Below are 13,014 nucleotides of genomic sequence, written 5' to 3' on the forward strand. Positions count from 1 at the left end.
GTGGTGGACCAGCGGACGGGGGACGGGCCCGTGCTCGCCAACAGCGTGCTGCTCGCCGACGACGGCGTGCACGTGCTGGACCGGCGCAACTTCCCGTTCGAGCGAACCTGGGTGCGGTGCGGCACGGCCGCCGAGGTGGCCCGCGCCATCGAGGACATGGTCACCCAGTCGTCCGGACCGTACTTCGCCGTGCTGTGGGGCATGGTCCTGGCGGCGCGGGAGGCGCGCGGGCTGCCGCGCGAGCAGGCCCGCGCTCGGCTCGCCCTGGTCGGCGAGGACTTCATCGCCACCCGGCGCACGAACAACGCGCTGCGCAAGGCGGTCGCGGCCGTCCTCGCCGGGGTCGACGCGCACGAGGACGTCGAGGCGGGCGCGCTCGCGGGCGCGATCGCGGGCGACCGCCGCTACCGGGACCGCAGCCGCGCGCTCGGCGGGCACACCGCCGCGCTGCTGCCCGACGACGGCGCGGTGCTCACGCACTGCTGGGCCGACCTGTACCTGACCGAGACCGTCGCCGCCGCGCAGGCGAGCGGCAAGCGCCTGCGGTTCTTCTGCACCGAGACCCGCCCCTACCTGCAGGGCGCGCGGCTGACCGCCGAGACGCTCGCCGAGATGGGCGTGGACACCACGCTGATCACCGACGGCATGGGCGCGGCCGTGCTCGCCACCGGCGAGGTGTCCGCGCTGCTCACCGCCGCCGACCGGGTCACCATGGACGGGCACGTGGTCAACAAGGTCGGCACGCTCGGCCTCGCGGTGGCCGCCTCGGCGTTCGACGTGCCGTTCCTGGCGATGGTGCAGGCCCCCGACCGGCTCGCGCCCACCGCCGCCGACGTGCCGATCGAGCACCGACCGGGCGAGGAGGTGCTGAGCACCCTGGGCAGGCGCACCGCCAGCGACCGGGTGCGCGGCCTCTACCCGGCGTTCGACGTGACGCCGCCGAGGTTCGTCACCACCGTGGTCACCGACCGGGGCGCGCTCGCCCCGGACCGGCTCGCCGACTACTACCAGCAGGGGACAGCGAATGACTGAATGGGTCGTGCTCGACATCGAGGGCACGCTCAGCTCCACCGACCAGGTCCTGGTCGTGCTCTACGACTACGCGCGCCCGCGCCTGGGCCCGTGGATCGACGAGCACGGCGACGACCCGGCCGTCGCCGACGCCGTCGCGCAGATCCGCGAGCTGTCCGGCGCGACCGGCGGCACCGACGACCTGGTGCGGGTGCTGCACGGCTGGATGGACGCCGACCAGAAGGTCACGCCGCTCAAGACCCTGCAGGGCCTGATCTGGCAGCGCGGCTACGAGACCGGCGACCTGGTCGCCGAGCTGTTCCCGGACGTGGTGCCCGCGCTGCGGAAGTGGCACGGGGACGGGCTGCGGCTCGCCGTGTTCTCCTCCGGCTCGGTGCCCGGCCAGGTCGCGTTCTTCGGCCACACCTCCGAGGGCGACCTCCGGCCGCTGTTCGAGCACCACTTCGACACCGTCAACGCCGGCCCCAAGCGCGAGGCCGCGTCCTACCTGGCGATCGCCTCCGCGCTGGGCGCGACCGACCCGGCCGGGATCACGTTCTACTCGGACGTGCCCGCCGAGCTGCACGCCGCCGCCGAGGCAGGGTGGAGGACCGTGGGCGTGGCGCGCGCGGGCGAGCCCAACGCCGACGCCGACTTCAGCCCGCACCCGGTGGTGGGCGAGCTGTGACGGCGGGCGCGGCGGACGTGGAGCTGCGGGTGGCGGGCGCCGCGCTGGCCGCCGAGTGCGCGCGCTACGCGGGCATGGGCTGGATGCGCGGCACCTCCGGCAACCTGTCGGTCGTGCTCGGCCGCGACCCGCTGCGGCTCGCGGTCACCACCAGCGGCAAGGACAAGGGCGAGCTGACCGACGACGACGTGGTGGTCGTCGACGAGCGGGGGCGCGCCGCCGGTGGTGACGGCGACCCGGTGAAGGTCCCCTCCGCCGAGGCGGGCCTGCACGGGCGGATCGCCGCCGTGGCGGGCGCGGGCGCGGTCGTCCACGTGCACGCCCTCGCGCCGGTGCTGGCCGCCGAGTTCTGGCCGGGCGGGGTCGAGCTGCGCGACCTGGAGATGCTCAAGGGCTTCGGGCGCGCCGACCACGACGTGGTCACGATCCCCGTGGTGCCCAACAGCCAGGACATGGGCGTGCTCGGCGACGCGTTCGAGGCCGGGTTCCGGCCGGACGTGCCCGCGCTGCTCGTGGCCAGGCACGGGGTGTACGCCTGGGGGGCGGACCTGCGCCAGGCCAGGCACCGGCTGGAGTGCCTGGAGTGGCTGCTGCGCTTCAAGGTCGAGACGAGGAGGGACGCCCGATGACGCTGCTGACCGTGTGGGCCGACGACAACCCCCGCGACGCGCTGCTGCGCACCTCGGACCCGGACGAGGTGCGGGCCGAGCTGGAGCGGCTCGGCGTGCGGTACGAGCGCTGGCCCGTGCTGCCGGACGTGACGGTGGACAACGCCCTCGACGCCTACCGCGAGCAGGTGGCGCGGGTGGTGGAGACCGAGGGGTACGTGCTGGTCGACGCCATGCACCAGACCCCGTCCGACGACCCCGAGTGGCTGGCCGCCGCGGCGGGCGCGCGGGCGAGGTTCCTGGCCGAGCACACCCACGACGACGACGAGGACCGGTTCTTCGCGCGTGGGGCCGGGGTGTTCTACCTGCACGTGGCCGGGCGGGTGCACGCCGTGCTGTGCGAGGCGGGCGACCTGCTGAGCGTGCCCGCGAACACCACCCACTGGTTCGACATGGGCACCAGGCCGGACTACGTGTCGATCCGGTTCTTCCACGACGACGACGGGTGGGTCGGGAACTTCACCGGGAGCGAGATCGCGAAGTCGTTCCCGACGTTCGACGAGCTGATGGCCGGGCACCGGGGCTGAGCGCCCGGTCGACGACGCCCCGGTGCGCCGCTCCCCCAGGGGTGGCGGGCCGGGGCGTCGTGCTGTGCGGGGAGCGGTCGGGCGTGGCTTCCGATCGCGGTTCCACCACCACGTTCCTCCGCTGACGTGAAAAGCGCTCGCAATTCCGGTCCCGCCATCCCGGAAAAGCGCCGCGAAAGCCGGGGAACGGGTGTCCGATCCCTGCGGCGCGCTAATCGGCCACCCCGCGCGAGCGCATTTCCGCACCACCCCCGCCGGGCCCCGGCAGGGGCTCCGGGGCCGCTCGCGGGCGGGCAGCACGTTCGGTAAGGTCGACCTGTCCGACAGGGGACGGGTCCTCGGTCAACTGGTGCCCCGCGCCCCTTGCGCGGACCTCCGGTCCTGTGCTGGCGGACCGCCGCCCGGATCGCCCGGCGGGCCCTCCGGAGCGGGGCGCAGCGGCTTCCGCTCGTCGGGAAACCCCCTTCTGACCAGCGGGATCACCAACTTGACATGATCATCGCCGGGGCGTTGACCACGGGGAACGCGGCGGTCCTCCCGAGCGGCCCGGTGGTGTGACCTGAACTACGTCGGGTGATCGGTGGCGAGGGTCAAGCGCGCCGCGCCCGAACAAGACGTCTACGATCCGGTGAGCCGGTGGCGACCACGTTCTGCCACCTGTGAATGAAGAACCAACAGTGCAGGAGGCACCGTGACGGCCGTAGCCCCGCAGCCGATCGCAACGCGGCCCTTCGGGACTCGCGAGGCGGTCAAGGGTTCGTTCCTGCTGCGGATGTTCCGCACCACGGACCACAAGCAAATCGGCATCATGTACCTGGTCACGTCGTTCATCTTTTTCATGGTGGGCGGCGCGATGGCGATGCTGATCAGGACGGAGCTCGCCCGACCGGGGATGCAGTTCCTCTCGAACGAGCAGTACAACCAGCTCTTCACCATGCACGGCACGGTGATGCTGCTGCTGTACGCCACCCCGATCGTGTTCGGCTTCGCCAACTTCATCCTGCCGCTGCAGATCGGCTCGCCGGACGTCGCGTTCCCCCGGTTGAACGCCTTCTCGTACTGGCTGTACCTGTTCGGCGGCCTCATCACCATGTCGGGCTTCCTCACGCCCGGCGGCGCCGCCGACTTCGGCTGGTTCGCCTACACCCCGCTGTCGAACGCCATCCACTCGCCCGGCGCGGGCGCCGACCTGTGGATCGCGGGCCTGGCGGTCGGTGGTCTCGGCACCATCCTCGGCGCGGTCAACATGATCACCACGATCGTGTGCCTGCGCGCGCCCGGCCTGACCATGTTCCGGATGCCGATCTTCACCTGGAACATCCTGGTCACCAGCGTCCTGGTGCTGCTCGCGTTCCCGATCCTGACCGCGGCCCTCTTCGGGCTCCTCGCCGACCGCCACCTCGGAGCGCACGTCTTCGACCCGGCCAACGGCGGCGTGATCCTGTGGCAGCACCTGTTCTGGTTCTTCGGCCACCCCGAGGTCTACATCATCGCGCTGCCGTTCTTCGGCATCGTGTCCGAGGTCTTCCCGGTCTTCAGCCGCAAGCCGATCTTCGGCTACAACGGCCTGGTCTACGCCACGCTCGGCATCGCGGCGCTGTCCGTGGCCGTGTGGGCGCACCACATGTACGCCACCGGCGCGGTCCTGCTGCCGTTCTTCGCGTTCATGACCTTCCTGATCGCGGTCCCGACCGGCATCAAGTTCTTCAACTGGATCGGCACGATGTGGAAGGGGCAGCTCACCTTCGAGTCGCCCATGCTGTTCAGCATCGGCTTCATCGTGACCTTCCTCTTCGGCGGCCTGTCCGGCGTCCTGCTGGCCGCCCCGGCGATCGACTTCCACGTGTCCGACACGTACTTCGTCGTCGCCCACTTCCACTACGTGCTGTACGGCACGATCGTGTTCGCCACCTTCGCGGGCATCTACTTCTGGTTCCCGAAGATGACCGGCCGGATGCTGGACGAGGGCCTGGCGAAGCTGCACTTCTGGACCACGTTCCTGGGCTTCCACGCGACGTTCCTGGTGCAGCACTGGCTGGGCGCCGAGGGCATGCCCCGCCGGTACGCGGACTACCTGGCCGCCGACGGCTTCACCACGCTGAACATGGTCTCCACGATCGGCGCGTACCTGCTCGGCGCGTCCACGCTCCCGTTCATCTGGAACGTGTTCAAGAGCTACCGGTACGGCGAGGTCGTGAAGGTCGACGACCCGTGGGGCTTCGGCAACTCGCTGGAGTGGGCGACCTCCTGCCCGCCGCCTCGGCACAACTTCACCGAGCTGCCCCGCATCCGGTCCGCCCGCCCCGCGTTCGAGCTGCACTACCCGCACATGATCGAGCGGATGCACGCCGAGGCGCACGTGACGCTGACCGGCCGCGCGATCCCGCACGAGAAGGCCAAGTCGGCGCCGTCCGAGCTGGCCGCCAAGGCGGTGCAGTCCGGCACCGCGTCGGAGGGCACCGAGCACGACCACAAGCACTAGTAACCTGAGACAGGTTCAACGAGGAGCCCCGACGACCAGCGCGGTCGTCGGGGCTCCTCGCGTTTCCCTGGCAGAGGAGCCGGTGTTGACGATGCCCAGCGCGACCCCAGTCCTGATCACCGTGACCGGCCCGGACAAGCCGGGCGTGTCCTCCGTGCTGTTCGCCGTGCTGACCAGGCACGGGGTCGACGTGCTCGACGTCGAGCAGGTCGTGATCAGGGGCAGGCTGGTGCTCGGGGTGCTGGTGTCCGCCCAGCGCGACCCCGAAGGCATCCAGGAGGCCGTCGAGCAGGCCATGGCGACGGTGTCGATGAGCGTCGAGGTGGAGATCGGCGCCGACTCGCGCCGCACCGCCAGGCTGGAGTCCAGCCACGTCCTGATCCTGCTCGGCCACCCGGTCACCGCGCGCGCGTTCACCGAGGTGGCCCGCAAGCTCGCCGCCCTCGGCGCGAACATCGACGCCATCCGGGGGGTCGCCGACTACCCGGTGACCGGGCTGGAGCTGCGGATCTCGGTCGCCGACGACACCGAGGAGGCGGACGCGCAGCTGCGCTCGGCGCTGGCCGTCGTGGCCGCGCGGGCCGGGGTGGACGTGGCCGTGGAGCGGGCCGGGCTGACCAGGCGGGCCAAGCGGCTGGTCGTGTTCGACGTGGACTCCACGCTCATCCAGGGCGAGGTGATCGAGATGCTGGCCGCGCACGTGGGCGTGGAGCCCCAGGTCCGCGAGATCACCGAGGCGGCCATGCGGGGCGAGCTGGACTTCGCCGAGTCGCTGCGGGCGCGCGTGGCGCTGCTGGAGGGCCTGGACGAGGCCGTGCTGGACGAGGTCGCCGCGTCGCTGGAGCTGACCCCCGGCGCGCGCACCACGGTCCGCACCCTCAAGCGCCTCGGGTTCCGCTGCGGGGTCGTGTCCGGCGGGTTCACCAGGGTGATCCGGTCGCTGGTCAACGAGCTGGGGCTGGACTTCTGCGCGGCCAACGAGCTGGAGGTCGTCGACGGCAAGCTCACCGGCCGGGTGATCGGCGAGATCGTGGACCGGCCGGGCAAGGCGGTGGCGCTGCGGCGGTTCGCGGACTCGGTCGGGGTGCCGATGGCGCAGACCGTGGCGGTGGGCGACGGGGCGAACGACATCGACATGATCGGCGCGGCCGGGCTGGGCATCGCGTTCAACGCCAAGCCCGCGCTGCGGGAGGTCGCGGACACCGCGCTGTCGCACCCGTTCCTGGACGCGGTGCTGTTCGTGCTCGGCGTGACGCGCGCCGAGGTGGAGGCCGCGGACCTCGCGGACGGGCTGGACCTGGTGCGCCAGTGAACGAGGTCCTGTCGATGTTGCTGGGGCGCGACTACGGCGAGCCGGAGGGCGAGCTGGTGCGCGCGATGCCGGTGGTGATGCGCATCGAGCGCAGCGCGCCGCCGTCGCGGACGGACGTCCTGGAGGCCGCTGCCGCCGCTGCGGTGGCGGTGTGCCTCGACCCGCGCGCCGAGCCCGGTGGCGAGTGGCACGACGAGGTGGTGGCGTGGGTGCGCGGTCGCATCCGCAAGGTCGCCAGGAGGGCGCGTGGGGCGCACTGGGAGGCCGTGCAGGCCCTGCCGGGCGTGACGGTGACCGTGGGCGGCGCGTCGGTGCGGGCGTTCGTGCCGGGGGTCGTGGGGGAGGCGCCGAAGGAGATCAGCCGGTTGCAGATCTCCGGGAGCGAGCTGCCCGAGGACGCCGAGCCGGGCCCCGTGCCTGAGGGCGCGCGGCTGCTGTGGCTGAACCCCGGCGTGACCATGACGGCGGGCAAGGCGGCGGCCCAGGTGGGGCACGCGTCGATGCTGCTGGCGCCGCACCTGGACGAGGCGGAGCTGAAGCAGTGGGCGGCGGACGGGTTCCGCTGCGCGGTGCGGGTGCCGAGCCGGGGTGAGTGGGACGCGCTGGTGGCGCGACCGGACGCGGTGGTGGTGCGGGACGCGGGGTACACCGAGGTCGAGCCGGGAACGGCGACGGTCGCGGTGGTGCGGTAGGGCCTCGGGTGGGGCGGGGATGATCCGGGAAAGGCGTCCCCGCCCGGCGCGGGTGAACACTTTCGAGTGAATTTCTGCGGTTCGAGTGGCCCCTGCGGGAATGCGATGTCCCATCATGTCCGGGATCGGTCCGGATCATTTCACGGAGTGTTTCACCGTTCAACCACCCGGTCGTCCGCCGGTCGGTCCGAGGCCCGCTTTTCGGTGGTGATCCGGATCACTTCCGCCGTGGTGGCCCGTTCCGGGAGCGGAGGGTGATCCCTCCCGGCCGGGCCGCGCCTGCGCCCGTGGAACCTGTCTGATCCCGCCGCCCCCACGTTACGCGCCCCCGCGTCCAAGCCCGGTCCGCGCCGTCGCACGGGCGTCGCCAGGCCGGGACGCGGCGGGCCCCCGTTGGCCCGGAGGCCCGCCGCACTGCCCGAGGTCGCCCAGGTCAAGGGGTCGGTCACGGGTCCCGCCCGCTCCCCGAGGACTGCTCGGAGGAGTTCGAGCGCGTGGTCACCGTAGACGAGGCCCGGAAGCGCCACCACCGCCGTCCAGCCACGTCCGTGGCGCGTCCAACCGGGCGGGACGCGGTCCGCGCTGGACAGCGGCGCTCATCACCCGGTCGGGGCAGTCCCCCGCAGGGGTTGGTTCTTGGACGTCCAAATCGACGACTTGACGCTCATCTGCCTTGTCATAAAGCCGCATTTGTGCGTTGCGGGGCCATTGGTCCCGCGTTGATCCCAACCATTCCGCCACTGTCGGCACCTTGCTCTACGCTTCAACCCAGTGCGACCGCACCGCCCAATCCCGAACCGCCGGTTGGCCCCGGCGGACCTATTCGGGAGGCGACCGCGTCGAGCACCAGCCCAGGTCAGGGACGAAGAAGCACAAGTCGAGAACGGGGTTTCCGCGTGAACGCTCTTCCGAAAGCCGCTTTACCCGGACCGGACCGGGACCACCACGGCGGAGAACCCCCGCGCGCTCCCGCACGCGGGTGACGCCCGTGAGCACCGTGCAGGGCGACGGCGGCGCGCAGCTCCGGCGGCGCCTCCAGCACCGGGTGCTCAGCGCCTGGCGCGCCGCGGGCAGCCCCTCCCACCGGGAGCTGGTTGCCCGCGGCGTGCGCCCGGCCATGCTCCCCGAGCTGCTGCGGGGCGGTCGCCCCACCTGGCAGCACGCGTTCGCCGTCCTCGACGCCTGCGGGGTCGGCCAGGACGAGATCCTGCGCTGGCGCCGCGCGCTGGAGGCCGCGGAGCGGGGAACGGCACCACCAGACCGATGCCTCCTGCCCGAGCGGGCGGGAGCGCTGAGCGGAGGAGTTCCACCGAGCATGAGCGACACCGACGCCGGGCCGGTCGACCCGCTGGCGCTGGCGACCGCCGCCGTGACCGCCAAGCAGTACAACCAGGCGCTCGACGCGCTGCGCCGGTCGTGCGAGCTGTCCTACCAGGAGATCTCCGACAACACCGGCAGGGCGCTGCCCAAGAGCACCGCGCACAACCTCTGCACCCGCGACACCCTGCCCACGCGGGCCGAGCAGGTCGTCCAGTTCGTCCTCGGGTGCGGGCAGGACCGGGAGCAGGCCGCCCTGTGGATCGCCCGCTGGGAGGGGCTGCGCACGCGGCTGCGCCACGCCGAGATCCACCGCGTCCTCGGACCGCTGCCCCCGCCGGTCGGGGAAGCGCTTCCCGCCGGGCGCGCGGGGACCTCGGAGCCCGCGCCGCCCGACGCGGTCGGCCGGGTGTGCGGCTGGGTCACCAAGCTCCTGGCGCGTCCGAGAGGCGGGCGGTGAGCGTGGTCGAGAAGGACGAGCGGGACCCGCTCCTGCCCCTGCGCACCGCCGTCGTCCTGATCGCCGCGCTGCTGTGCGGCGGCCTCGTCGGCGCCCTGGCCTACCTGGCCGGGGACAACCTGCCCGCCGCCACCATCGTCGGGCTGGCCGCGCTCGCCGGGGCCGTCGGGTTCTTCCACGGGCACATCGGGCGCGGGTGAGCCCCGGTGCGGGGGCGCGGTCCCGTGCGGCGCCCCCGCACCGCGTTTGAACCCCCGCCCGCCCGGTCAACACCCCGTGCATGGGGCTCTTGGACGTGCTCGACGAGCGGCTCGGCGACGGACTGGAGCGGGCTGTGCTGGGGCACCACCGGCGCAGGCTCGGGAAGCTCGGGTGGGGGAGCGTGTTCGGCGGCGGTCCGGGGGACTGGAGCCCGCGCCGGGAGGTGCGGGGCGGGAACCTGGTGCGGGTGCTGATCGACGGGCGGGAGGGGTTGCCCGAGATCGACGCGGCCATCCGCTCCGCGCGCTCGCACGTCCACATCGCCAACTGGCACGCCAGCGCCGACTTCCGGCTCACCCGCGAACCCGGCTCGCCCCCGCTGCGCGACCTGCTCGCCGACGTCGCCGAGCGGGTCGACGTGCGGATGCTCGTGTGGGGCGGGCCGCCCGTGCCGCTGTTCGAGCCGACCCGCGAGCGGACCCGGCGCTCGACCGCCGAGTTCGAGCGGGACAGCCGGGTGCGCTGCCTGCTCGACACCCGCGAGCGCACCCTGCACTGCCACCACGAGAAGATCGTCGTCGTGGACGACGAGGTCGCCTTCGTCGGCGGCCTGGACTTCACCGCGCTCGACGGCGACCGGCACGACACCACCGACCACCCGCCGCGCAGGCCCGTGGGGTGGCACGACCTCGCCGCCCGGATCGAGGGGCCCGCCGTCGCCGACGTCGCCGAGCACTTCCGGCAGCGCTGGCAGGAGATCGCGCGCGAGGAGCTGCCCGCGCCGCGCGTGCCCGCCGCGAAGGGCGGGTCCAGCGTGCAGATCGCGCGCACCGTCCCCGAGCGCACCTACGACTTCGCCCCGCGCGGCGACTTCAGCCTCGCCGACGCCTACCTGCGCGGCCTGCGCTCCGCCGAGCGGCTGGTCTACCTGGAGAACCAGTTCCTCTGGTCGCCCGAGGTGGTCGAGATCCTCATCGACAAGCTGCGCACCCCGCCCGACCCGCGCTTCCGCGTCGTGCTCGTGCTGCCCCGCAAGCCCAGCAACGGCGCCGACACCACGCGCGGCCAGCTCGGCAGGCTCCTGGACGCCGACGACGGCAACGGCCGCCTGGTCGCGGCCACCCTCGCCGCCCACGACGGCAGCCCCGTCTACGTGCACGCCAAGCTGGCGGTCGTGGACGACCGCTGGCTCACCCTCGGCTCGGCCAACCTCAACGAGCACTCGCTGTTCAACGACACCGAGGTCAACCTCGTCACCGACGACCCGGACCTGGCCCGCGACACCCGGCTGCGGCTGTGGGCCGAGCACCTCGGGCTGGGGAAGTCCGAAGTGGACGGACCGCCCGACGAGGTCGTGGACCGGCTCTGGCGCGGGGCCCTCGACCACGATGCGGGCCGCGCGGGCGACCACCGGGCGGTGCGCCTGCCCGGCGTGTCCCGCCGCTCCGAACGGCTCCAGGGACCGCTGCGCGGACTCCTCGTCGACGGCTGACCCCGGCGGCGCCTACTTGTTCGCCGCGTCCAGCCGCTTCAGCGCCGCCTTGACCACCTCGGTGTCGTACGTGGTCCAGAACGGCGGCAGCGACGCGCGCAGGAAACCGCCGTAGCGCGCCGTCGCGAGCCTCGGGTCCAGCACCGCGACCACGCCCTTGTCGTTCATCGACCGCAGCAACCGCCCCGCGCCCTGCGCCAGCAGCAGCGCCGCGTGCGTCGCCGACACGGTCAGGAACCCGTTGCCGCCCCTGGAGTCCACCGCCTTCTGCCGCGCCGACGCCAGCGGGTCGTCCGGCCTCGGGAACGGGATGCGGTCCATCACCACCAGCTGGAGCGACGGCCCCGGCACGTCCACGCCCTGCCACAGCGACAGCGTGCCGAACAGGCACGTCCTCGCGTCCTCGGCGAACCGCTTCACCAGCTGCCCGGTCTGGTCGTCGCCCTGGCACAGCACCGGGAAGTCCACCCGCCCGCGCAGCGCCTCGGTCGCCGCCTTCGCCGCGCGCATCGAGGAGAACAGCCCCAGCGCGCGCCCACCGGCCGCGTTGACCAGTCCCTCCAGCTCGTCCAGGTACGCGGGCGGCAGGCCGTCGCGGCCGGGCGGGGGCAGGTGCCGCGCCACGTACAGGATGCCGCTGCTGCCGTGCTCGAACGGCGAGCCCACGTCCAGCCCGGTCCACTTCACCGCGCCCAGGTCCGACGGCGGCTCCTTGTCGGTGGCCGCGCCCTCGGCCTTCCTCGCCCCCGACGCGGCGGGCAGCCCCCACTGCCTGGCCAGCGTGTCGAACGTGCCGCCCAGGGTGAGCGTCGCCGAGGTCAGCACCGTGGTCCGCTTGCCGAACAGCCGCTCCCGCAGCAGCCCGCCCACGCCCAGCGGCGCGACCCGCAGCACCGGCGCGCGGTTCCCGCCGAAGTCGCCGGACACCCACACCACGTCGTGCTCGTCGTCGAACGCCTCCAGCACCCGCACCGCGCAGTCGTGGACGTCGTCCAGCAGCGACAGCGCCAGCTTCCGCGCCGTCGCGCCCTCCACGTCCTCCTTGCGCTCGGGCCCCAGCGAGGTGATGCACACCCGAGCCGCGTCCCGCACCGCCGCCACCGTCGTGGCCAGCGCCTTCGGCAGCGACTCCAACCGGCCCGCGGGCGCGTCCTCCAGCAGCATCCCGAGCCCGTCACCGGCCTCGGCGAGCCGGTCCGCGACGGCCTGGTCGACCAGCTTGCCGCAGCGCCGCGCCGCCGCCGTGATCGCCGCCGAGCCCAGCTCCTCGGTCGCCACCGAGGTGACCCGGTCCACCAGGTCGTGCGCCTCGTCGATCACGACCACGTCGTGGTCGGGCAGCACCTGGTAGCCCTCCAGGGCGTCGATGGCGAGCATCGCGTGGTTGGTGACCACGACGTCCGCCCGCCCGGCCTCGGCGCGGGCCTTCTCCGCGAAGCAGTCCGTGCCGATGGGGCACTTGCTCACGCCCAGGCACTCGCGCGCGGTGACCGACACCTGCTTCCACGCCTGGTCGGGCACGCCCGGCACGAGCTCGTCCCGGTCGCCGGTCTCGGTGTCGGAGGACCACTCGTGCAGCCGCTTCACCTCGCGGCCCAGCTTGGACACCGCGAACGGGTCGAACAGGCCTGCTTCCTCCGGCTCGTCCGGGGCCCCGCTGTGCAGGCGGTGCATGCAGAGGTAGTTGCGCCTGCCCTTGAGGATCGCGAAGCGCGGCTCGCGGCCCAGCTCCTTGCGCAGCGCCTTCGCCAGGCGCGGCAGGTCCCGGTCGACGAGCTGGCGCTGCAGGGCGATCGTCGCGGTCGAGATGACGACGGTGGTCTCCTCGGCGACGGCGTGCCGCAGCGCGGGGACCAGGTAGGCCAGCGACTTGCCGGTGCCGGTGCCCGCCTGGACGGCGAGGTGCTCGCCGGTGCGGATGGACCGCTCGACGGCGAGCGCCATGTCCACCTGCCCCTCGCGCTCGGCTCCGCCCACGGCCTTGACGGCGGTGGCCAGGAGCGCGCGGGTGTCGGGGACGGTGGTGATGGCGGTGGGCACGGCGAAGACCGTACCGGGCGGGACCGACGGTCCGGGGCGGTCCGGGGTGGTCCGCCGGGGGCGCGGGGGTGAGGGGCGCGTCACGGGTGGGGCGGCTGGTGGCACCGGGCGGTGGGTGCGCGGG

11 protein-coding genes are annotated in these 13,014 nt (G+C 73.2%); 10 read left to right on the forward strand and 1 reads right to left on the reverse strand.

All coding sequences use genetic code 11. The features are described 5' to 3' along the window. Positions 1-3 precede the first annotated feature (3 nt). The 10 genes from LV78_RS03665 to LV78_RS03710 all read left to right on the forward strand — a co-directional run bounded on the left by LV78_RS03665 (position 4) and on the right by LV78_RS03710 (position 10,850). On the forward strand, positions 4-1,032 hold the full coding sequence (locus tag LV78_RS03665; protein ID WP_253843315.1) for a translation initiation factor eIF-2B alpha/beta/delta subunit family protein: 1,029 nt from the start codon (positions 4-6) through the stop codon (positions 1,030-1,032). Further along, positions 1,025-1,699, forward strand: a complete 675-nt coding sequence (gene mtnC / locus LV78_RS03670; protein WP_253843316.1) for an acireductone synthase — start codon at positions 1,025-1,027, stop codon at positions 1,697-1,699. Before LV78_RS03665 ends, mtnC begins: the two co-directional genes overlap by 8 nt. Before the next feature lie 74 nt (positions 1,700-1,773). Then, complete coding sequence (gene mtnB, locus LV78_RS03675; protein ID WP_253843757.1) at positions 1,774-2,328, forward strand: methylthioribulose 1-phosphate dehydratase; 555 nt, start codon at positions 1,774-1,776, stop codon at positions 2,326-2,328. Further along, a complete protein-coding gene (locus tag LV78_RS03680; RefSeq protein WP_253843317.1) occupies positions 2,325-2,894 on the forward strand; it encodes a 1,2-dihydroxy-3-keto-5-methylthiopentene dioxygenase in 570 nt (189 codons plus the stop codon). The genes mtnB and LV78_RS03680 overlap by 4 nt, the downstream gene beginning before the upstream one ends. Positions 2,895-3,585: 691 nt before the next feature. After that, positions 3,586-5,376 carry an aa3-type cytochrome oxidase subunit I gene (ctaD, locus tag LV78_RS03685; protein WP_012783608.1) on the forward strand — a complete coding sequence of 597 codons (1,791 nt, stop codon included), beginning with the start codon at positions 3,586-3,588 and terminating at the stop codon, positions 5,374-5,376. Positions 5,377-5,467: 91 nt separating this feature from the next. After that, positions 5,468-6,688, forward strand: coding sequence for a phosphoserine phosphatase SerB (gene serB / locus LV78_RS03690; RefSeq protein ID WP_253843318.1), 1,221 nt, complete (start codon positions 5,468-5,470; stop codon positions 6,686-6,688). Between the two features lie 14 nt (positions 6,689-6,702). After that, positions 6,703-7,380 carry an aminoacyl-tRNA hydrolase gene (locus tag LV78_RS03695; protein WP_253843758.1) on the forward strand — a complete coding sequence of 226 codons (678 nt, stop codon included), beginning with the start codon at positions 6,703-6,705 and terminating at the stop codon, positions 7,378-7,380. Between the two features lie 988 nt (positions 7,381-8,368). Next, the gene (locus LV78_RS03700) at positions 8,369-9,157 is read left to right on the forward strand and encodes a hypothetical protein (protein ID WP_253843319.1); all 789 of its coding nucleotides are present in this window, start codon (positions 8,369-8,371) and stop codon (positions 9,155-9,157) included. Next, entirely contained in the window at positions 9,154-9,357 is a 204-nt protein-coding gene (locus tag LV78_RS03705; protein ID WP_253843320.1) for a hypothetical protein, read from the forward strand. Before LV78_RS03700 ends, LV78_RS03705 begins: the two co-directional genes overlap by 4 nt. Positions 9,358-9,437: 80 nt before the next feature. Further along, the gene (locus LV78_RS03710; RefSeq protein WP_253843321.1) at positions 9,438-10,850 is read left to right on the forward strand and encodes a phospholipase D-like domain-containing protein; all 1,413 of its coding nucleotides are present in this window, start codon (positions 9,438-9,440) and stop codon (positions 10,848-10,850) included. A gap of 12 nt (positions 10,851-10,862) precedes the next feature. Here the strand turns inward: LV78_RS03710 and LV78_RS03715 are convergent, their stop codons facing one another. Next, positions 10,863-12,890, reverse strand: a complete 2,028-nt coding sequence (locus LV78_RS03715; RefSeq protein ID WP_486303506.1) for an ATP-dependent DNA helicase — start codon at positions 12,888-12,890, stop codon at positions 10,863-10,865. Positions 12,891-13,014 lie beyond the last annotated feature (124 nt).

It is taken from the genome of Actinosynnema pretiosum, from assembly GCF_024171695.1.
Lineage (GTDB): Bacteria > Actinomycetota > Actinomycetes > Mycobacteriales > Pseudonocardiaceae > Actinosynnema > Actinosynnema pretiosum.